Annotated in this window: 21 protein-coding genes and 1 riboswitch; of the genes, 7 read left to right on the forward strand and 14 right to left on the reverse strand. The window is 66.3% G+C overall.

The features are described from left to right. Positions 1 to 24: 24 nt before the first annotated feature. Genes cobS through cbiE form a run of 6 tightly spaced genes read right to left on the reverse strand, consistent with a single transcriptional unit; the run spans position 25 to position 5299 of the window. Positions 25 to 792, reverse strand: coding sequence for an adenosylcobinamide-GDP ribazoletransferase (gene cobS, locus FJW10_RS15950; protein WP_140900827.1), 768 nt, complete (start codon positions 790 to 792; stop codon positions 25 to 27). Next, positions 789 to 2105 carry a cobyrinate a,c-diamide synthase gene (locus FJW10_RS15955; RefSeq protein ID WP_140900828.1) on the reverse strand — a complete coding sequence of 439 codons (1317 nt, stop codon included), beginning with the start codon at positions 2103 to 2105 and terminating at the stop codon, positions 789 to 791. The genes cobS and FJW10_RS15955 overlap by 4 nt, the downstream gene beginning before the upstream one ends. Next, on the reverse strand, positions 2102 to 2917 hold the full coding sequence (gene cobA / locus FJW10_RS15960; protein WP_140900829.1) for a uroporphyrinogen-III C-methyltransferase: 816 nt from the start codon (positions 2915 to 2917) through the stop codon (positions 2102 to 2104). The genes FJW10_RS15955 and cobA overlap by 4 nt, the downstream gene beginning before the upstream one ends. After that, entirely contained in the window at positions 2914 to 3678 is a 765-nt protein-coding gene (cobM, locus tag FJW10_RS15965; protein WP_140900830.1) for a precorrin-4 C(11)-methyltransferase, read from the reverse strand. Before cobM ends, cobA begins: the two co-directional genes overlap by 4 nt. Continuing rightward, positions 3675 to 4061: a cobalamin biosynthesis protein gene (locus FJW10_RS15970; RefSeq protein ID WP_140900908.1), complete on the reverse strand. Its 387-nt coding sequence runs from the start codon at positions 4059 to 4061 to the stop codon at positions 3675 to 3677. The genes cobM and FJW10_RS15970 overlap by 4 nt, the downstream gene beginning before the upstream one ends. Beyond that, entirely contained in the window at positions 4058 to 5299 is a 1242-nt protein-coding gene (cbiE, locus tag FJW10_RS15975) for a precorrin-6y C5,15-methyltransferase (decarboxylating) subunit CbiE (protein ID WP_140900831.1), read from the reverse strand. The genes FJW10_RS15970 and cbiE overlap by 4 nt, the downstream gene beginning before the upstream one ends. A 1-nt stretch (position 5300) precedes the next feature. Between cbiE and FJW10_RS15980 the strand changes: the two genes are divergently transcribed. Beyond that, complete coding sequence (locus tag FJW10_RS15980; RefSeq protein ID WP_140900832.1) at positions 5301 to 6068, forward strand: cobalt-precorrin-6A reductase; 768 nt, start codon at positions 5301 to 5303, stop codon at positions 6066 to 6068. On the opposite strand, the gene FJW10_RS15985 is transcribed toward FJW10_RS15980, so the two are convergent. The 8 genes from FJW10_RS15985 to FJW10_RS16020 all read right to left on the reverse strand — a co-directional run bounded on the left by FJW10_RS15985 (position 6032) and on the right by FJW10_RS16020 (position 16028). After that, a complete protein-coding gene (locus tag FJW10_RS15985) occupies positions 6032 to 6796 on the reverse strand; it encodes a precorrin-3B C(17)-methyltransferase (RefSeq protein WP_140644293.1) in 765 nt (254 codons plus the stop codon). The two genes, FJW10_RS15980 and FJW10_RS15985, sit on opposite strands and share 37 nt — an antisense overlap. Next, complete coding sequence (locus FJW10_RS15990; RefSeq protein WP_140900833.1) at positions 6793 to 7542, reverse strand: precorrin-2 C(20)-methyltransferase; 750 nt, start codon at positions 7540 to 7542, stop codon at positions 6793 to 6795. Before FJW10_RS15990 ends, FJW10_RS15985 begins: the two co-directional genes overlap by 4 nt. Beyond that, the gene (locus tag FJW10_RS15995; RefSeq protein WP_140900834.1) at positions 7539 to 8171 is read right to left on the reverse strand and encodes a precorrin-8X methylmutase; all 633 of its coding nucleotides are present in this window, start codon (positions 8169 to 8171) and stop codon (positions 7539 to 7541) included. Before FJW10_RS15995 ends, FJW10_RS15990 begins: the two co-directional genes overlap by 4 nt. Continuing rightward, complete coding sequence (gene cobG, locus FJW10_RS16000; protein ID WP_140900835.1) at positions 8172 to 9653, reverse strand: precorrin-3B synthase; 1482 nt, start codon at positions 9651 to 9653, stop codon at positions 8172 to 8174. After that, entirely contained in the window at positions 9650 to 13072 is a 3423-nt protein-coding gene (gene cobN / locus FJW10_RS16005; protein WP_140900836.1) for a cobaltochelatase subunit CobN, read from the reverse strand. Before cobN ends, cobG begins: the two co-directional genes overlap by 4 nt. An 18-nt stretch (positions 13073 to 13090) precedes the next feature. Continuing rightward, positions 13091 to 14128 carry a cobalamin biosynthesis protein CobW gene (cobW, locus tag FJW10_RS16010; protein WP_140829272.1) on the reverse strand — a complete coding sequence of 346 codons (1038 nt, stop codon included), beginning with the start codon at positions 14126 to 14128 and terminating at the stop codon, positions 13091 to 13093. After that, entirely contained in the window at positions 14125 to 14556 is a 432-nt protein-coding gene (locus tag FJW10_RS16015) for a DUF1636 family protein (RefSeq protein ID WP_140900837.1), read from the reverse strand. Before FJW10_RS16015 ends, cobW begins: the two co-directional genes overlap by 4 nt. A 39-nt stretch (positions 14557 to 14595) precedes the next feature. Further along, a riboswitch (cobalamin riboswitch) is annotated at positions 14596 to 14799 on the reverse strand. Between the two features lie 29 nt (positions 14800 to 14828). Beyond that, positions 14829 to 16028: a winged helix-turn-helix domain-containing protein gene (locus FJW10_RS16020; RefSeq protein ID WP_140900838.1), complete on the reverse strand. Its 1200-nt coding sequence runs from the start codon at positions 16026 to 16028 to the stop codon at positions 14829 to 14831. 334 nt (positions 16029 to 16362) lie between these two features. On the opposite strand from FJW10_RS16020, the gene FJW10_RS16025 reads away from it, so the two are divergent. The 6 genes from FJW10_RS16025 (at position 16363) to FJW10_RS16050 (ending at position 20920) form a co-directional block, all read left to right on the forward strand. Beyond that, positions 16363 to 16728, forward strand: coding sequence for an NADH-quinone oxidoreductase subunit A (locus FJW10_RS16025; RefSeq protein WP_140644309.1), 366 nt, complete (start codon positions 16363 to 16365; stop codon positions 16726 to 16728). Then, a complete protein-coding gene (locus tag FJW10_RS16030; protein WP_015317338.1) occupies positions 16719 to 17300 on the forward strand; it encodes an NADH-quinone oxidoreductase subunit B in 582 nt (193 codons plus the stop codon). Before FJW10_RS16025 ends, FJW10_RS16030 begins: the two co-directional genes overlap by 10 nt. Positions 17301 to 17304: 4 nt before the next feature. Then, entirely contained in the window at positions 17305 to 17907 is a 603-nt protein-coding gene (locus tag FJW10_RS16035; protein ID WP_140900839.1) for an NADH-quinone oxidoreductase subunit C, read from the forward strand. Between the two features lie 34 nt (positions 17908 to 17941). Continuing rightward, positions 17942 to 18319, forward strand: coding sequence for a four helix bundle protein (locus FJW10_RS16040; RefSeq protein WP_140653640.1), 378 nt, complete (start codon positions 17942 to 17944; stop codon positions 18317 to 18319). Between the two features lie 66 nt (positions 18320 to 18385). Beyond that, positions 18386 to 19576 (forward strand): NADH-quinone oxidoreductase subunit D, encoded by a 1191-nt coding sequence (locus tag FJW10_RS16045; RefSeq protein WP_140644315.1) that lies wholly within the window; start codon positions 18386 to 18388, stop codon positions 19574 to 19576. After that, complete coding sequence (locus FJW10_RS16050) at positions 19577 to 20920, forward strand: NADH-quinone oxidoreductase subunit E (protein ID WP_140900840.1); 1344 nt, start codon at positions 19577 to 19579, stop codon at positions 20918 to 20920.

Consider the following 20920-nt stretch of genomic DNA (forward strand, 5'->3'; position numbering starts at 1 on the left):
GGGGGCAAGGTCTCCGAAAGAGAATCAGGAAAGGCAGACGGATGCGACGAGCAGCACGGCGATCTCGCCGAGCTGCTGCAGCGCGCCGATCGTGTCGCCGGTCTGGCCGCCGATCTGGCTGAGGCAAAGCGCGCGGAAGGCCATGAAGATCAGGCCGAGCAGGACGAGTGCTGCTATCGCGCCGCCAAGGCCGAGGGCCAGCAGCGCCACCGCGCCGAGCGCCGCGCCGATGGCTGCGGTTTCGGCGGTGACGGTGCCTGCGCCCGCCGACAGGCCGTCGGCTCGCGCCGGCGGCAGAAGATGCATGAAGGCGCCGAACAGGCCGCGCGAGGCCGCATGCGCGGCGAGCAGCGCCAGGACGACGTGGCCGGGACCGGTCAGCTCGGACAGCGCGCTCCAGCGGATGAGCAGCGAGACACCGAGCGCTGCCGCGCCATAGGCGCCGATGCGGCTGTCGCGCATGATCTCCAGTTTCCTGTCGCGTGTTCGGCCACCGCCGAAGCCGTCGGCGATGTCGGAAAGCCCGTCCTCATGCAGGCAGCCGGTGACGAGCATCGTCGCGGCGAGCGTGAGCGCGGCGGCCGGCCCGGTGGCGAGGCCGAGAACTGTGGCGATGGCGTAGACCAGCGCGCCGATGATCGCCACCGCGAGACCGGCAAAGGGCGCCGCCCAAATCGCGTCGGCAAGGTTGCGGCCGCCGAAATCGCTCGATGGCAATCTCAGCCGGGTGAAGAAGACGAGGCTGAGGCCGATATCGTCGAGCAATTGCTTCGGTGCGGAAGGACCGCTCATGCGCCCCTCGCTATGGCATGGAAGAAGGTGCCGCTGACATGGCCGCGCCGGTAGCCGGAGGCGCCGAGCGGATTGCCCTGGCCATCGGCAAGGTCAGCCAAAGGTTCGTCATTGCCCGTGGCGGTCATCTGCGCATAGTGGAATTCATGGCCGCGGATCAGCGTGCCCTCCGGCCCCAACGGGCAGGCGGCGCGCAGCCGCGCCTCGCGATAACCAAGGTTCATCTTGCGTTTGGCGAAGCTGGTCGAATGGCCAAGCAGGCCGAGCATCCTGTGGCTCTCGCCGTCCGCATCCTCCAGCACTTCGCCCAGCACCATGAAGCCGCCGCACTCGCCGTGAACCGGCTTCGTCGCCGCGAAGCGCGCCATTCCCGCCCGGAAGTTCGTCGCGGCCGCGAGCTTGCCGGCATGAAGTTCGGGATAGCCGCCGGGCAGCCAGCAGACCTCGCAATCTTGGCCCGGCGCTTCGTCGGCGAGCGGCGAGAAGGGGGCGATCTCGGCGCCGGCCTTGCGCCAATGCGCGGCGACATGCGGATAGAGGAAGGTGAAGGCGGCGTCCTCGGCCAGCGCGATGCGCTGCGCCGGCGGCTGCAAGGCATCGCCGAAGTCGCCGGCTCCCGGCTCCAGCGGGGTCGCCAGCGCCAGGATGGCGTCGATGTCGAGCGACTTCTCGACCATGTCGGCCAGCCGGTCGAGATGCGCCATCAGGTTCTCGTATTCGCCGGCCTGGACGAGGCCGAGATGCCGCTCCGGCAGGTTGAGCGTCGGATCGCGCAGGATGGCGCCGACCACGGGCAGGCCGATCGCCTCGATGGCGTCGCCGGACAGCCGCCGGTGGCGTTCGCTGCCGAGCCGGTTGAGCACGACGCCGGCCATGCGCACATCGGGATCGTAGGTGGCAAAACCCTTGGCCACCGCCGCCGCCGTGGTCGACTGCCCGGAAACGTCGAGCACCAAAAGCACAGGCAAGCCGTAGAGCCGGGCGAGATCGGCGGCCGAGCCAGAGCGGCCTTCCGGCGCGGGGATGCCGTCGAACAGGCCCATCGCGCTTTCGAGGATGACGTATTCGGCATCATCGGCGGCTTGGCTGGCCAGCGCGTTGAGCAGGGCAGGCGGCATTGCCCAGCTGTCGAGGTTGACGCCGGACAGGCCGGTGGCGGCGGCGTGGAAGCCCGGGTCGATATAGTCCGGTCCGGACTTCGCGCCGCGCACTTTCAGGCCGCGCCGGGCGAGCGCGCGCAACAGGCCGATGGTGACGCTGGTCTTGCCTGAGCCGGACCGCGGCGCGCCGATGATGATCGCGCGCGCCGTCATGCGCCGCCAGCCAGTGCCGCGCGCATGGCGACGATGCCGCCAACTACGATCAGCGCCGGGGAGGCGAGCCCGGCGGCCGCGGCTTCGTCCGCGATGGTGGCGAGCGTGGCGACGACGATGCGCTCCTGCGGCGTCGTCGCGGCGACGATCACAGCCGCGGGTGTCGATGGCGCGAGGCCGCCGCTCAGCAGCTTTGCCGCGATGACCGGCAGATTGGCCATGCCCATATAGATGACGACCGGCTGTCCGGTGCGGGCGATCGCCGCCCAGTCGATGTCGTCATCGGTGCCGGCCGCATGGCCGGTAGCCAGGATAACGGCCTTGTTGATGCCGCGCATGGTGGCGGGAATGCCGGTGGCGGCCAATGCGCTGAGACCGGAGGTCAGGCCGGAAAGCACCCGGAACGGAATGTCTTCGCCCGCGAGTGCCAAGGCCTCTTCGCCGCCGCGGCCGAAAATATAAGGGTCGCCGCCCTTGAGCCGCACGACACGGCGGCCTTCGCGCGCCAACCGTACCAGCAAGGCGTTGATGTCGTCCTGCCTCATCGAGGGCCGGCCACCACGTTTTCCAGCGTAGAAAAGCTCGGCGCCTTGAGCGACCGCCACGACATCGGGCGAGACCAGCGCGTCATAGACCAGCGCGTCGCATTGCCCGAGCGCCGCCAGCACCTCCAGCGTCAGGCAGCCGGGATCGCCGGGGCCGGCGCCGGCCAGCCAGACATGGCCAGGCTCCAGCTCGCGCGGCTTGAAGTTCAGGCGCGCCAGCGCCTGTTCCACCGTTGCCCGTCCGTTCGTATTGGCGCTGCCGTTCACAATCCGTCCCGTCCGCGAAACCGCCGCTGGTAGTGGGCGTCGTACAATGAGCTTTCGCTGAAATCCTGCGCTGCAAGCGCGCTGCCGACGAAGATGATTGCCGTGCGCTCCATCGGGTTTTCCGCCAATTGCTCTTCGATAGTGCCCAGTGTGCCGGTCAAGATGCGCTCGTCCGGCCAGGAAGCGCGGAAGACGACCGCGACCGGACATTCGGCGCCATAAAGCGGCGTCAAATCTGCGACGATGCGGTCGACGGCGTGGATGGCAAGATGGATGGCGAGGGTGGCGCCGGTACGGCCGAAACCGGCAAGCGTCTCGCCCGGCGGCATTTTCGAGGCGCGACCGGAAACACGGGTCAGCACCAGGCTTTGCGCCAGTTCTGGGATGGTGAGCTCACGGCGCAGCGCGGCCGCGGCTGCCGCGAAGGAAGGCACGCCTGGGGTCAGCGTATAAGGGATGCCGTGTTTTTCCAGCCGCCTGATCTGTTCGGCCACCGCGCTCCAAACGGAGAGGTCGCCGGAATGCAGGCGCGCTACATCCTGGCCGACCTTATGCGCGGCGACATATTCGGCCTCGATCTCGTCGAGCGACATCGGGGCGGTATCAATCAATTTGGTGCCGGGCGCACAATGTTCGAGCAGTTCCGGCGCGACGATCGAGCCGGCATGGAGGCAGACCGGGCAACTGGCGAGGAGCCGCGCGCCGCGCAGCGTGATGAGATCGGCCGCACCCGGACCGGCGCCGATGAAATGGACGGTCATGCGGTACCTCCGCCAAGAGCGATAGCGCAGGTCACAGGACCGAGCACGATGCGCGGCCCAAGCAGTTTCGCACCTTTTCCGGTCGCGGCCAGAGCCGAGGCTTCCGAAACCGAAGGCGTGCCAGCCTGGGCCTGCGACGCTTCGGACCGACTGACCGTGCCGGACGAGACGGATTGCAGCGCAGCGTCGGACATGATGAGCACGGGGAGGTCGAGGTCTCGGCCGGCAAGGAAGATCGCCGGCTCGTCGCGCTTGATTTCGCCCGTCGCCAGCGCAGAAAGCGCCGTCATCGCCAGGCCATGCGCTTCGAGCGCGGTCTCGATCGCCGCCAGTACTTCCTCGACGCTCACGCCTTTGCGGCTGCCGATGCCCGCAACCATCATGGTTTCACCCAGCTCCACTGCGTCACCGGCATGGCCGGCCGCCACGCCTGCATGGATCCGACAGCTGCCGCGCGCGACAGCGCTATCCGGGTAAGGTCGCCGCCGCGGCTATTGTACTGGTCGAGTAGCAGCGCTTCCATCTCCAGCGTCACCGCGTTGGCGACCAATCGGCCACCGGGGCGGAGCGCCTTGATCGCCTTCTCCAGCACGCCGGCATCGCTGCCGCCGCCGCCGATGAAGATCGCATCCGGCGTTTCGAGCTTGGCGAACGCCTTGGGCGCGGCGCCTTCGACCACGACAAGGCCGGGCACGCCGCAATGCGCGGCATTGCGGTGGATGCGGGCGGCGCGTTCGCCGTCGGCCTCGATGGCGATGGCGCGCAGCGAGGAATGAGCCATCATCCATTCGATGCCGATCGAGCCGGAACCGGCGCCGATATCCCACAACAGCTCGCCACGGCGCGGCGCCAGCGCCGACAGCGTGATGGCGCGGATCTCGCGCTTGGTGATCTGGCCGTCATGCTCGAACAGATGGTCGGCAAGGCCGGCGGTCAACGGCAGGACGCGCGCATCCGGCGTCGTTTCAATGTCGAGCGCCAGCACATTGAGCGGGTTGATGTTTTTGAGATTGAAGGCGCTGGCGCGGGAAGTTCGATGCGCCTCATCGGCACCGCCGAGCGCTTCGAGAACCGTCAGCCGCGACGGGCCGAAGCCGAGTTCGTCGAGCAGTGAGGCGATGGCCGCCGGCGCGTCGGCGTCCGATGTCAGGGCAAGGATGCGCGCACCGGGGTGGAGCAATGGCCGGATCAGGTCGATCGGATGCCCGTGCAGCGAGATGGTCTCGACGTCCTGCAGCGCCCAGCCGAGACGGGAGGCGGCCAGCGACAGGGACGAGGGCGCCGGGAGGACGAGCATCTTATCCGGCTTGACCTTGCGCGCCAGCGTGACGCCGACGCCGTGGAAGAACGGGTCGCCGGACGCGAGCACGCAGATTTTTCTGCCTTTGAGCGCCAGCACGTCGCGCATTTCGGCATCGAACGGCGTCGGCCACGGGCGCGCCTCGCCCTTGGCCAGGGATGCGACCAGCGCAAGATGCCGCTTGCCGCCGAACACGACTTCAGCCTCGGCAACGCACTGCTTGGCCTCGTCGCCGAGACCCGCTACACCGTCCTCGCCGATGCCGACGACGGTCAGCCATTTTGAGGCTGGCTTGGCGGCGCGCGGACCGTTAGCAGGCATGATGACCCACCATATCCTGATCCTCGGCGGCACCACGGAAGCCCGGCAACTGGCCGGAAGGCTTTCCCGTCGCAAGGATTTTGCGGTCACGCTGTCGCTTGCCGGCCGCACCGAAAGCCCGGCCGCGCAAGGCGTGCCGATGCGTGTCGGCGGTTTTGGCGGCGCGGAGGGATTGGCTGCCTATCTTCACGAAGAGCATGTCGATCTGCTGGTCGACGCAACGCATCCATACGCCGCCCGTATCTCGACCAATGCCGCCGAGGCGGCCATGCGGTCCGGCGTGCCGATCCTTGCGCTGCGTCGTCCTGGCTGGGAGCCTGTCGCAGGCGACCACTGGACGCTGGTCGACGACGTCGCCGAGGCGGCAAGTGCCCTCGGCACGGCGCCGCGCCGCGTTTTCCTGGCGATCGGCCGGCAGGAAGCCGGGGCCTTCGAGGCCGCGCCCCAGCATCGCTACCTGATCCGCAGCGTCGATCCGGTCGAGCCGAAGCTCGCGGTGCCCGATGCGCTCTACATGCTGGCGCGCGGGCCGTTTCCGGAGGCGGACGAACGAACGCTGCTCGAAAGATACGCAATCGACGCGGTCGTTTCCAAGAACAGCGGCGGCGAGGCGACCTATGGCAAGATCGCTGCTGCGCGGGCGCTCGGCATCGAAGTGGTCATGATCCGCCGGCCGGCGCTGCTTGACGTGCCCTCGGCCGAAACCGTCGATGCGCTGGCGGCAAAAGTCGATCATCTTTTCGAGCCCGTTGCCGAACGCGGCGTGTAGACCAGCGCCGGCCGTTCGCCGCGCTTGATGATCCGGGTCTCGGGCGAGCCGATGATGATGCAGGTCGACATGTCGGCCTTTTCCGCATCGGCGTCTGCCAGCAGAAAAACCTCGATACGCTCGTCGGGGCGCCCGGCGGCGCGGCCGAAGATCACCGGCGTGGTGCCGGGCAGGATCGCCTTCAGGCATTCGAAGGCGCGGCCGAGCTGCCAGGGGCGGGCCTTGCTGATCGGGTTATAGAGCGCGATGACGAAGCCGGCTCCGGCCGCCGCCAGCAGGCGCAACTCGATCAGGTCCCATGGCTTCAGATTGTCGGAGAGCGAGATGGCGCAGAAATCGTGGCCGAGCGGCGCGCCGATACGGGCGGCGACCGCAAGCATGGCGGTGACGCCGGGTACGACCGACAGGTCGATCGAACGCCATTCGTCGGGCCCGGCTTCGATCGCCTCGCAGACGGCCGCGGCCATGGCAAAGACGCCGGGATCGCCGCCTGAAACGACGGCGACGCTGTGGCCTTCGGCCGCCTTGGCCAGCGCCTCGTTGGAGCGGGCGAGTTCCTCCCGGTTGTCGGAGGCAATACGGGTCTGGTCCGGCCGCAATTCGAGCCGGTCGAGGTAGGGTTTGTAGCCATAGAAGAACGAAGCTTCGGCCACCGCATGGCTTGCCTGCGGGGTGACCTGGTCGGCATTGCCCGGACCGAGACCGATGACGGTGAGGCGGCCGCTCATGCTTTGGCTCCGGGGCGCGCCGACCAGCCCGCGACGAGCACGATGGCGAAATAGGGCGCCTTGTCGTCCTGTTTTTCGGCAAGCGGCATCGAGATGCTGCCCGGCATCGTGCCACGCTCGACATAGACGGCCTTGGCCAGCTTGCCGGTCGCTTCCAGCGCTCGGCGGATCTTCGGCAGGTTGCGGCCGACCTTCATGATCACCGCGGCATCGGTGTCGGCGAGGCGGCGGGTCAGCTCGAACTCGCTCATCGTGCCCGGCAGCACGGTCAGCACATCGTCACCCTGGACGATCGGCAGGCCAGTGGTCGACCAGCAGCCGGACATGGCGGTGATGCCGGGGATGACTTCCGTCGGGAACCGGTGTGCAAGCCGCGCATGCAGATGCATGTACGAGCCGTAGAAGAGCGGATCGCCTTCCGACAGCACCGCGACCATCCTGCCGGCGCCGAGATGCCCGGCGACCTGTTCGGCCGACTGTTCGTAGAAATCGGCGATCTGCGAGCGGTAGTCGTCATGGTCCTTGTCGATTTCGGTGGTCACCGGATAAAGCAGCGGCAGCTCGATCATGTCCAGCCGGAAGCGCGCCTCGACGATGGCGCGGGCATTGCTGTTGTTGCCGCGCTTGGCGAAATAGGCGACGACGTCGGCCTCGGCCAGCGCGCGCGCCGCTTTCAGCGTCAGCAGTTCGGGGTCGCCGGGGCCGGTGCCTACGCCGACAAGACGGCCTTTTACAATCGCGTTCACAGGCCCGGCCTCGCCAACGAATTGAGCGCGGCGGCGGTCATGGCGCTGCCGCCCAGCCTGCCGCGCACGATGGCATAGGGCACGCCGTAAGAATTCTCGGCCAGCGCATCCTTGGATTCGGCGGCGCCGACGAAGCCGACCGGCATGCCGATGATCACGGCGGGCTTCGGCGCGCCGTCGCGCAGTTTTTCGAGCAGATAGAAGAGCGCGGTCGGCGCATTGCCGATGGCGACGACCGAACCGCCCATGCGCTCGCCCCAGAGGTCGATCGCGGCGGCCGAGCGGGTGTTGCCGATTTCCCTGGCGATGTCGTGCGTGCGCGGGTCGCGCAGCGTGCAGATCACCTCGTTGCCGGCCGGCAGCCGGGCGCGGGTGACGCCGTGGGCCACCATCTCGGCATCGCAGAAGATCGGCGCGCCGGCGGCGAGTACGGCGCGGGCCGCATCGACGAAACCGTCGGAAAAGACGAAATGGCTGGCGGCTTCGACCTGGCCGCAGGCATGGATCATACGGATCGCGACATCGGCTTCGGCCTCGGAGAAGCGCGACAGGTCCGCCTCGGCGCGGATGATGGCGAAAGAGCGCTCGTAGATCGCCATCCCGTCATGGATATAGTCGTAGGCGGCCATTCACTGGTTCCGTCGATAGAGTTCAGCGATGCCGGCCGCGCCAAGCCTTGCCAGGCAGGCGGCGGCGGTTTCGCCCTGATGTCGTTGCGCGCGCAGCGCGGCAAGGATGCCGGCGATGCCGCGCGCGGCGTCATAGCCCGGCCTGTACGCGGCAGGAAGGGCTTTTGCCGTCCCGTCCACGACAAGTCCGGCTCCGTTTTCGTCGCCGACCAAGGTCAGTGCCGCCGCGCCGGGATGCGCGCAGCCCTTGGCGCAGCCGGAAACGTGGAGGGTAAGCGAGGTATCGATGAGGTCCGCGTTCTGCGCCGCGATCGTCTCGGCGATGGCGCGCGTGGCGATGCGGCCGGATGCGCAGGCCGGTGCGCCCGGGCATGCGGCGATGCGGGTGCGGGGGTCGGCGGGGTCGGTAACGAAGCCTAGGGCGGATGAGGAGCCTTGGAGGGAGGAACAGGCGGATGCAGAGAGGCCGAGGAAGAGCATGGCACGGCCAGGGGCGAGGCGGATTTCGGTGGCGTCGAGGTGTGAGGCTTCGCTGGCGAGGTCGATGAGATTTTGGACCGGCATGCTGCCGTAGGGCAGGGCGATACCGAGGGCGGTGTTGCTGCCTAGACTGAATAGGCCAATGGGACGTCCCACGGGCCGGCGTTCCTGCGCCCCCCTCTCTGTCCTGCCGGACATCTCCCCCTCGAGGGAGGAGATTGCATTGTCATCTCGGCTTTCGCCAATCTCCAACGCTAAAAGTGGAGAGCCGGCGCGGGAATTGCCAATCTCCCCCCTTGAGGGGGAGATGTCCGGCAGGACAGAGAGGGGGGTGACGGAGTGCCAACTTGCGAGTGAAATAAGCTGTCTCTCCGACAAATCGCGCGTGTGCGCTTCGCGTCCCTTTTCGGCAACCATCCGTAGTGCCGCCACAGCGATGTCGCGGGATGTATCGGCATCGACCGTCGCGAGCAGCCTTGAACTGCGCCCGTCGCCAGCAACCGACACGCTCCAAAGAACATCGCCTCCAGCCCCCACCGCCTTCAGCCGCACGTCGGCCGTCACGGCATCCAAGCTCAACTGCCCGCCGCCATCGACAACCACCGACACCTTCGGTCCCAGCCTTGCCGTCAGCCCGGCCTCTTCGATCGCCACCCTCATCCGCTCAGCCAGAGGGCGCGGGTCGGCAATCTCCTGCGGATCGATTCCCGCCAGCGGCCCGACTTCGACCGGCACGCCGCTGCGCACGGCAATGCCAAGCGCATCCACCTCCGCCGCCAGCAGCCGCGCGCTGTCCGCCGTCAAACCACGGATCTGCAGGCTACCGCGCGCGGTCACTTCCATGATGCCGTTGCCGTGGCGCAAGGCGGATTCGCCGAGTCCGATCAGCGACTTCGGGGCAAGTCCTCCAGCAACCGGATTGAGCCGCACCAAAAGCCCGTCGCCGGTTTGCATCGGTGCGCTCAGCGCAGGGCAGGCGCCGCGGCGCGAAAAGGCGTTCATGCCGCCACCCCGCTTGCCTGGGCCTCGGCAATCAGGGCCGCGAGATCGTCGTCGATGGAATTCCTGAGCGGATGCCAGAGGCCGCGCCGCCGCGCTGAGAGAAAGCGCTCGGCGATGGCCTTGGCGGCGGCCGGGTTCTCGCGCAGCAGGAAGGCGCGCACGTCCGGGTCGCCGACATAGGCGTCGTGTACGGCCTCGATCAGCGCGCCTGATATGGCATGCGTGGTTTCGGCGAAGCCGACCAGCCGATCGACGGTCTCGGCGAATTCCGAGGCGCCGCGCGGGCCATGGCGCATCTGGCCGGCGATGAAGCGCGGGTTGACGGCGCGGGCGCGGACCACGCGGGACACAGCTTCGCCGACCGAGCGCGGTTTCGGCTTCTTCGGATCGGTCGTGTCGAGCACGATGACGTCGGCATTCCGGCCAAGCGTGGCAAGGGCGGCCGAAAAGCCACCGATGAAGGCGACGTCGGCCGAGCCCTCGAGGATGTCGCGGCCGGGATCGTCGCCGGTGTGGACGAGGAGATCGGCTTCCGCGATCCGACCCTCGAAGGCGCCGGGCGCGGAGATCGCTTCGCCGTCGGCGCCGCCATAGGCGTGCGATGTCGCGTCGAGATAGGCGCGGCCGATCTCTTCGCGCGCGCCCCATTCGCCGCGCGACAGCAGGTCCTCGATGCCGGCGCCATAGGTGCCGGGCGAAGTGCCGAAAATGCGGGGGCCGATCTTGCCCTGAACGCGTGTCGCCGCGGCGAGCGGGTTCTCGGTATCGTCCTCGTCGCGGCTGGCGACGGCGTTGGCGGCGGCGTCGATCAGCGCGATCTGGGTCGGAAACATGTCGCGGAACAGGCCGGAGATGCGCCAGGTGACGTCGACGCGCGGGCGGCCGAGCGCCGCCGGGGGCAGCACCTCGATGCCGGTGACGCGGCCCGTGGCGGCATCCCATTGCGGCCGGCAGCCCATCAGCGCCAGGCCCTGCGCGATCTCCTCGCCGCCCGTGCGCAACGAGGCGGAACCCCAAAGATCGATGACCAGCGAGCGCGGCCAGTCGCCGTGGCTTTGCATATAGCTGCGCACCACTTCTTCCGCCGCCACCTGGCCGAGATCATAGGCAGTCGGCGTCGGCATGGTGCGCGGATCGGAGGTGAAGAGATTGCGGCCGGTGGGCAGGACATCGGAGCGGCCGCGCGCCGGCGCGCCGGCGGGGCCTGCCTTGATGTGGCGGCCATCGAGCGCGGCGAGCAGCGCAGACTTCTCGGCTTCGGCGCTTTGCCGGCGTAGTGGATCGGCCTCGTCCTCCGGCGCGCGGCCATAGACATGCAGCCCATCCTTGACGGCGAAATCCTTGAGGTCGCAGAGCCAGGCGTCGATGCGGCGCAGCGCTTCGTCCGGAGCGTCTGTGCCGGCAACGCCGGCTTCAGAGGCCAGGCCGGTCTTTTGCGCCGTCTCGACGATCAGCCTAGCCAGACGGTCGCGGCGACGGCGGTCGAGGCCGTCGGCCTGGGCATATTCATCGACCAAGCGCTCCAGCTTCTGTTGGACCTCGTCGAGGCCTGCGCCGGTCAGCGGCGGCGGCAGATGGCCAAGGGTGACGGCCGAGATGCGGCGCTTGGCCTGAGCGGCCTCGCCGGGATTGGAAACGATGAAGGGATAGATGACCGGCAACGATCCAGTGACGATCTCGGGGAAGCAGGTTCCGGAGAGCGCGACGGTCTTGCCTGGCAGCCATTCCAGCGTGCCATGCGCGCCGACATGGATGATGGCATCCGCGCCGAGCGATTTTTGCAGCCAGAGGCCGAAGGCGATCAACTCGTGGCGCGGGGGGAGCGTCGGGTCGTGATAGTCGGCGCGGCGGTCGGCCGAGCGGCCGCGGTCGGGGGCCAGTGCCACGGTGACATTGCCGAAGGTTGCGGCGCGGAAGGGGAAGGTTGCCGAGGCCGGCGCCTGGCGCCAATCTATCCGTTCTGCCTTGCCCCATGCCGCCTCTACTGCATCACGCGCTACCCCCGGGAGTTCGTCCGAAAGGTCGAGGTAGTCCTGCAGGGCAAGGCCAAACCCACCAACCTCCAACACATCCAGCAACTCCCGTGGTGATTGCGGAATCCCCTCAACCACGTAGCCCTGTTCCTTCAGGTCATGCAGCATGGCGAGCACGCTTGACGGCACATCAAGCCCGACGGCATAGCCGGTCCGCCCGGGCGCGCTCGGATAATCCGGGATCAGGATGGCCAGCTTGCGCTCGACCCGCTCCGTGCGTTGCAGGCGGATAAACGCCGCGATCCGCTTGGCAACCTGCGCGACACGGTCCGCTTCGGGCTGGTTGGCGAAGGCGCGGAAGGCGAGCGCCGGGTCGGTTTCGACCTCGCCCTTGAACGAGATCGCGCCGGCAAGGATACGGCCGTCGAGCTCGGGCAGCACGACATGCATGGCGAGATCGGCAGGCGCCAGGCCGCGCTGGTTCTTCTCCCAGACCTCGCGTCTTGTCGTGGCGACGATGACCTGGAACACCGGCACACCGGCACGGTCGAACAGGGTTTCGGCGCCGGGTTCCGCGCCGGAGGCGAAGGCGGTGGCGGTGACGATGGCGGCGGGATTCAGCGAGGCGATCGCGTTTTCGACGAAGGCGAGAGACGCCGGATCCTTGAGGCTGGAAACGAAGATCGGCACAGGGACCATGCCTTGCGAATGTAACGCCTCGGCCAACGCGTCGATCGGCGCGATGTCTGCGGCAAGCAGCATGGAACGGTAGAAGAGGATGGGGACGACGAGGTTGCCAGCGCCGAGTTCCGTCGCCCCCCTCTCTGTCCGGCCGGACAGAGAGGGGGGCGACGGATCGCCGACATCGATGATCTCAGGCTTCTCCACGACTCCCAGCCCCGGCCGATAGTACCCCGCCTTCGGCACTTTGACCGGTTCGGCCACGGCCGCATCCGACCCGGCAAGTCGCGCCAGCCTTTGCACCAGCGCGCTCATATTGGCCGGGCCGCCCTCGCGGAAATAGCCGAGCAGGGCGTCGATCTCGGCGCGCGGCAGGGTCGAGGCTTCGATCAGCCGCTGGTCCTCGTCATGGCTTTCGCCGGGCAGCAGCGCCAGCTTGATGCCGCGGTCGCGCGCGACCGCGGCGAGCTGGTCGCAGCCGTAACGCCACCACTCAAAGCCGCCGAGGATGCGCACCAGGACGACCTTGGCGTGACGGGCGACGCTGTCGATCCACAGATCCACCGACATCGGATGGCGAAGGTCGCGAAGGGCCGCCAGCCGCATCGAGGGTAGCCGCTCCGCATCGGCCTTCCAGGCGGTGGCCAGACCGGCGAGATCGCTGTCGGTGAAGGACAGGGCCACGACATCCGCAGGCGTCTGCCTGAGGTCGATCGGCTCGGCGAGATCGTCGAGCGAAGCGGATGTGGTGGCGAGGATGTGCATCGTTTTTTGGTGTTGGCCTCAGCCGGCGAGGATACGCTCGATCGCCGGGCGGTTCAGTCCCTTGAGGCCGATGACGACGAGCCGCGAGCGGCGGTCGTCCTCGGCCGTCCAGGCGCGGTCGTAATAGTGGTTGACGCGCGGGCCGACGGCCTGGAGCAAAAGCCGCATCGGCTTGCCGCCAACCTCGACGAAGCCTTTGACGCGCAGCACGTTTTCCTGCTCGGCGGCAAGGGCGACGCGCTCGGCCAACTCGTCGGGATTGGCGACCGACGGGATGTCGATGACGAAGGAATCGAAATCGTCGTGCTCATGGTCGAGCTCGTCGTCGTGATGGGTCTTGCGGTTCTCGATGTCGTCCTCGACGGCGAGCCCGAGGCCGAGCATTACCGACGGGTCGACCTTGCCCTGCGCGGTCGGAACGACCTTCACGGCGCGCGCGACATGCTTGCCGATGACGGCGTTCGCACGCTGCGACCCGGCCGCATCCATCAGGTCGCTCTTCGACAGGATGATCAGGTCGGCGCAGGCGATCTGGTCCTCGAATACCTCTTCGACCGGATCGTCATGGTCGAGCGTCACGTCCGCGGCGCGCTGCGCCTGCAGGGCATTCATGTCGGAAGCGACACGGCCGTCGGCCAGCGCCGGACCGTCGACCACGGCAATGACCCCATCGACCGTCACGCGGCTCTTCACGCTCGGCCACTGGAAAGCCTGGACGAGCGGCTTCGGCAAAGCGAGGCCGGAGGTCTCGATCAGGATGTGATCGACCTTGGGGTTGAGCGACAGGATCTGGTCGAGCGCCGGCACGAAATCGTCGGCGACGGTGCAGCAGATGCAGCCATTGGCGAGCTCGACGATGTTTTCCTCCGGGCAGGTGTCGACGCCGCAGCCTTTCAGGATCTCGCCGTCGATGCCGACATCGCCGAACTCGTTGACGATGATCGCCAGCCGCTTGCCCTTGGCGTTCTCCAGCAGGTTGCGGATCAGCGTCGTCTTGCCGGCGCCGAGGAAGCCGGTGACGACGGTACAGGGCACGCGGGAAACGGAAGCGTTCATGGTCGGTCCTTCAGCATGTCGAGGGGCGGGATGCGGGCAACGAGGCCGCGCTTGAGAGAATCGGGCCGGCCGCGCCAGGGAATCAGGCCGTCGGTCGAGGTGGCGAAGAGTTTCGCGCCGGCAACGAGGTCGGTGCCGCTGGTGGCATTCAGATCGCCGAAGACGTAGCTCCAGCAGCCGTCGCGCAGCAGCGCGGCGCTGAGCCGGCGCTTGCAATTGCCGAGGCATTCAACGGTGCGGATGTTGATGTTTTCGCCGGAGGCAGCCCGGCGCGTGTCCTCGGCGAGCAGCGCGCCGGCACGCGGATGGGCATCCGAGCCGGTTTCGTCGCGGCAGGAGGAGCACACGATGACGGTCACGCCGGCCAGCGCGTCGGGCTCGGACGAAATATCCGCACTATTTGCCGGGAAACTGCCGTTGCGATCCAAAACCAGGCTCCTTGCCCGGAAAACCCGCCGGGCATTCGGATACTTAAAGTCTCAGACGGCAGGTCTCCTGGCTCGCGAGTCGTCGCCTTGAATGCCGCCTTCCCGGGAACATCCCAGTGGTTTTCGGCCGGGGCTCGTCGCTTACAGTTGCGGGGACAGCCGCGGATTTGGGTGTTGGCCCGCACCGCATTCCCTCTTGGCTCCTCCCTTTGCCGGGAGAAGACCGTCTGCGGCGGATTTAGGCTTACGGCCGGGTGCCTGTCAACGCACGGCTACGACATCACGATGTCGGCCAGCGCCGGTCCCAGGTCGCCGGCCGGCGTCACTTCGATCGCTCCCAGGCCGAGCCAGCCCTGCATTTGCTGCAGTTCGTCGAAGAGTTGGACCGCCGTTTCGGCGGGAGCGCCGGTCTCGGCGTAGGCGGCATGGACGCGCAGCACGCTTGCCGGCCGATCGGCCCTCAGATCGACGCGGGCGACGATGCGGTCGCCAAGCAGGAAGGGCAGCACGTAGTAGCCGTATTGGCGCTTTTCGGCCGGCGTGTATATCTCGATACGGTAGCGGAAATTGAACAGCTTTTCGGTGCGCGTGCGTTCGAAAACCAATGGATCGAACGGGGCGAGCAGGGCGCGTGCCTCTATCCGACGCGGAAAGCGGGCGTCCTTGTGGAGATAGGCGGTCTTGTCCCAACTCTCCACCGTCACAGGCAGCAGTTCGCCCGCTTCGACCAGTTCCTGGATGCGGTCTTTCGTATCGCCCGGCGCGAGACGAAAATAGTCGCGGAGGTCGCCATAGGTGGCGATGCCATGGGCGCGGGCCGAGATGCGCAGCAATTCGCGATGCGCGTCCTCGACCGAGGGTACGGGAAGGTCGAGCACAGCCTGCGGCAAAACGCGCTCGGGCAGGTCGTAATAGCGTTCGAAGCCGCGCCGGTAGGCGGTGGTGATGCGTCCGGCCCAGAACAGCCATTCGAATGCGTGCTTGGCCTCGCTCCAGCCCCACCAGCCGCCATTGCCCTTGTGGCCTTCGATGTCGGACGCGGCGATCGGTCCGCGTTCGGCGACCTGCGCATAAATCTCGTCGATCATCGCCTTGCGCTCCCGGCCCCATTTCGCCAGGCCGAGATACATCTCGTCGCCCTGCTCGGCGCGCAGCATGCGCCAGCGCATCAAAGGGTAGGTTTCGACAGGCAGGAACGACGCCTCATGCGCCCAATATTCAAAGACCGCGCGCTTGCGGCTGACCGCGGCGTTGTCGAGCAGCGCAAGCGGGTAGGGGCCGAGGCGAGAATAGAGCGGCATATAATGAGCACGCACCACGGCGCTGACGGAATCGATCTGCAACAGGCCGGTTCGTGAAAGCACGCGAGCAAGGTGGCGGCGATCCGGAACGCCGCCGGGCCTAGGGTCGTTGAATCCCTGCGCTCCGAGCGCAATGCGCCTCGCCATGGCCAGCGAAATCTTGTCCTTCATCGAGGCGTCCTTGCCCTGATCATTTGCCGCATTTTTAGCCGGTGATTCCGACGATGCTAGCAGGCAAATGGCGGGAGATATGTCAGGAGAGAAAAGTGGAGTAAAAAGCGAAGGAAATCAAACAGGAGCGGATCGGACCAGTTTCTTCCGATAAGGCGTCCAGGGCCGCGATTTGAACAAGGTTTGACTTGCGTCACCGAAACCGCTGCGCTAACCCTCGCCGCGTTGCAGCATGGGCCCCCTTAAAACGGTTCAGCGGTTAAACTGTCACGCTTCCGCATTAGAGTTCGTTGCTGTAATCAAAGTGAACTGCCCGCCTAAGGAAAGCCGCCGCATGAGCGCACTCCTGAGTTCATATCTGCCGATCGTCCTGTTCATCGCCGTGGCGCTGGTCGTCGGCCTTGCGCTGCTCATAGCGCCGTTCCTGGTGGCCTACCGCAATCCCGACCCGGAAAAGCTTTCCGCCTACGAATGCGGCTTCAACTCATTTGACGACGCCCGTATGAAATTCGACATCCGCTTCTACCTGGTGTCGATCCTGTTCATCATCTTCGATCTCGAGGTCGCCTTCCTGTTCCCGTGGGCGGTCTCCTTCTCCAAGGTCGGCATGCTCGGCTTCTGGTCAATGATGGTGTTCCTGGCGGTGCTGACCATCGGCTTTGCCTATGAATGGAAAAAAGGAGCGCTGGAATGGGATTGAACGACAGTTCAGGCACCCTCGTCGCGCCGAAGCCCAAGGGCATCATCGACCCCAATACCGGCAGGCCGGTGGGGGAGGACGATCCCTTCTTCCTCGAAATCAACAATGAGCTGGCCGACAAGGGTTTCCTTGTCACCTCGACCGAAGCGCTGATCACCTGGGCGCGCAGCGGCTCGCTGATGTTCATGACCTTCGGTCTCGCCTGCTGCGCGGTCGAGATGATCCACACCTCGATGCCGCGCTATGACTCGGAGCGTTTCGGCGTCGCGCCGCGCGCGTCGCCGCGCCAGTCCGACATCATGATCGTCGCCGGCACGCTGACCAACAAGATGGCGCCGGCGCTGCGCAAGGTCTACGACCAGATGCCGGAGCCGCGCTACGTCATATCGATGGGCTCCTGCGCCAATGGCGGCGGCTATTACCACTATTCCTATTCGGTGGTGCGCGGCTGCGACCGCGTCGTGCCGGTCGACATCTATGTGCCCGGCTGTCCGCCGAGCGCGGAAGCGCTGCTCTACGGCATTCTCCTTCTGCAGAAGAAGATCCGCCGCACCGGCACGATCGAGCGGTGAGCCGATGACCCTGGCGTTGAACGAACTCTCCACCTATCTCGGCGAGAAGCTCTCCGGCCGCATTGGCGAAGCCGTGCTTGCTTATGGCGAGCTGACCGTGCCCGTCGAGCCGGGCAATCTCATCGAGGTGGCGACCTTCCTGCGCGACGATCCGCGCTGCCAATTCATCTCGATCATCGACGTCTGCGGAGCGGACTACCCGTCGCGCGCCAGGCGCTTCGACGTCGTCTATCACCTGTTGTCGCCGAAGCAGAATGTGCGCATCCGGCTCAAGGTCCAGGCCGACGAAGAGACGCTGGTGCCGTCGCTGACCGGCGTCTATCCCGGTGCCGACTGGTTCGAGCGCGAGACCTACGACCTTTACGGCGTGCTGTTTTCGGGCCATCCGGACCTGCGCCGCATTCTCACCGACTATGGTTTCGAGGGCCATCCGCTGCGCAAGGATTTCCCGCTGACCGGCTTCGTCGAGGTTCGTTACGACGACGAGGCCAAGCGGGTCATCTACGAGCCGGTCGAGCTCAAGCAGGAATTCCGCAATTTTGATTTTCTTTCTCCTTGGGAAGGGACGGACTACGTCCTGCCCGGGGATGAGAAGGCGAAGCAGTGAGTACGGAAGTAGTGAGTAGTCAGTAGGGAAGGAATTGGGAAAAAAGATCGAATCTTATCGCGACTTGGTGGTGTGGCAATCGGCGATGGTCCTTGCCGAGGATTGTTACCGCGTCACCAAAGGTTTTCCGAGAGACGAGATCTATGGAATGACCTCCCAGATGCGCCGCTCGGCGGTGTCTATCGCCGCGAATATCGCTGAGGGGTACGGTCGCGAGAATAGAGGTTCTTTCGTTCAATTTCTGCGCATGGCACAGGGTTCGTTGAAGGAACTGGAAACACACATATTGCTGGCGTGCCGGATCGGTATGCTGGCAAGAGACAACGAGACTGAACTGCTACTGCGGTGCGAAGAGATTGGAAAAATGACGCGATCTCTGATCAGAACCGTGCAGGCCAAGCAGGCGGAATGAAGCAGGCATTGAGATTGATGATCACTACTCACTACTCACTACTGACTCTTCGCCAGAGGCGCCACAATGGCTGAAACCTCCGTCCGCAACTTCAACATCAACTTCGGTCCGCAGCACCCTGCGGCGCATGGCGTTTTGCGGCTGGTGCTGGAGCTGGATGGCGAGGTGGTCGACCGCGTCGATCCGCATATCGGGCTGCTTCACCGCGGCACCGAAAAGCTGATCGAGGCCAAGACCTATCTGCAGGCCGTGCCTTATCTGGACCGGCTCGACTATTGCGCGCCGATGAACCAGGAGCATGCCTTCGCTTTGGCCGCCGAGCGGCTGCTCGGCATCGAGGTGCCGAAGCGCGGCCAGTTGATCCGCGTGCTCTATTCCGAGATGGGCCGCATCATGTCGCACATCCTCAATGTGACGACACAGGCGATGGACGTCGGCGCGCTGACGCCGCCGCTGTGGGGCTTCGTTGAGCGCGAAAAGCTGATGGTGTTCTACGAGCGCGCCTCCGGCTCGCGCATGCATGCGGCCTATTTCCGGCCGGGCGGCGTGCACCAGGACCTGCCGCAGAAGCTGGTCGAGGATATCGGCAAGTGGATCGATCCGTTCCTGAAGTCGATCGACGATCTCGATGCGCTTTTGACCGGCAACCGCATCTTCAAGCAGCGCAATGTCGATATCGGCATCGTGTCGCTGGCCGACGCCTGGGCCTGGGGCTTTTCGGGCGTGATGGTGCGAGGCTCGGGCGCCGCCTGGGACCTGCGCAAGTCGCAGCCCTATGAATGCTATTCCGAGATGGATTTCGACATCCCGATCGGCAAGAACGGCGATTGCTACGACCGTTACCTGGTGCGCATGGAAGAGATGCGCCAGTCGGCCAGGATCATGCGCCAGTGCGTCGATCTCCTGCTCGGCAAGGAAAGCGCCGGCCCGGTGTCTAACCTCGACGGCAAGGTGGTTCCGCCCAAGCGCCAGGCGATGAAGCGTTCGATGGAAGCGCTCATCCACCACTTCAAGCTCTACACCGAGGGCTATCGCGTGCCGGCCGGCGAGGTGTATGCGGCCGTCGAGGCGCCGAAGGGCGAGTTCGGCGTCTACATGGTCTCCGACGGCACCAACAAGCCCTATCGCTGCAAGCTGCGCGCGCCCGGTTTCGCGCATCTGCAGGCCATGGACTTCCTGTGCCGCGGCCACATGCTGGCCGACGTCACCGCCGTGCTTGGCTCCCTCGACATCGTGTTTGGTGAGGTCGATCGCTAAATGTCAGTCCGCCGTCTCGCAGATGCCAGCGTCCAGCCAGCCTCCTTTGCCTTCAACAAGGCGAACGCGGCGGCGGCGCAGCAGTGGATCGCCAAATACCCGAAGGGGCGCGAACAGTCGGCCATTATCCCGCTGCTGATGATCGCGCAGGAGCAGGAAGGCTGGGTCACCAAGGCGGCGATCGAGAAGATCTCCGACATGCTCGGCATGCCGCGCATCCGCGGCCTCGAAGTCGCGACCTTCTACACGCAGTACCAGCTCAATCCGGTCGGCACCCGCGCCCATATCCAGGTCTGCGGCACCACGCCCTGCATGCTGCGCGGCTCGGAAGCGCTGATGGATGTGTGCCGTTCGAAAATCCATCACGACCAGTTCCACACCAACGACAAGGGCACGCTGTCGTGGGAGGAGGTCGAATGCCTCGGCGCCTGCGTCAACGCGCCGATGGTGATGATCTTCAAGGACACGTTCGAGGACCTGACGCCCGAGCGGCTGGCAGAGATCATCGATCTCTATGACGCCGGCAAGGGCGCCGAGGTCAAGCCTGGACCGCAGAACGGCCGCCATGGCTCCGAGCCGGCCGGTGGCTTGAAGACGCTGACCAGCGAAAAGGCGATCCTGAAATCGACGCGTGACAAGGAAGCCAAGGCGGCGGCGAAAGTCGCCAAGGATGCCGCGGCGGCAGCGCCGGCTGCTGGTCCTGTCGCCGTCGTCTCGCAGGCGGCACCTGCCGCGGCCCCGGCATCCGCTGCGCCAGCAGCTTCGGCGCCGGCCGCCTCAGGCCCGGTTGCGCCGTCAAAATCCAGCAAGCCGAAGACCCATGCGGCTGAAACCAGCCCGGCGCTCAACACGCCGTCGCCGGTCAAAGTCGCCCCGGCCACCGAGAACGGCGCCAGCGTCAGGGCGCCGCGCCATTCGGCCGCCAACGCCAACCAGGCCGATCCGGAAGTCGAGGCGGTTTCCAAGCCACGCAGCGGGCCGAAGACGAAGGCCGAACCGGCCACCGCTTTCAAGGCGCCGGAAACCAAGCAGCCTGTCGCCCAGACGGCGAAACCTTCGCTCGACGACAAAAACCGGCCCGCCGGCATCGAGCGCCCGGCAACGGTCGACGATCTCAAGCTGATCTCCGGCGTCGGCCCGAAGATCGAAGGCACCCTGCATTCGTTGGGCATTTACACCTTCGCGCAGGTCGCCTCCTGGAAGAAAGCCGAGCGCGAATGGGTCGACAGCTATCTCAGCTTCCACGGCCGCATCGATCGCGACGACTGGGTGAAACAGGCCAAGGCGCTCGCCAAGGGCGGCGTCGCCGAATACATCCGCGTCTTCGGCAAGAAGCCGGTCTGA

Source organism: Mesorhizobium sp. B4-1-1, assembly GCF_006439375.1.
In the GTDB taxonomy this organism is placed as follows: Bacteria; Pseudomonadota; Alphaproteobacteria; order Rhizobiales; family Rhizobiaceae; genus Mesorhizobium.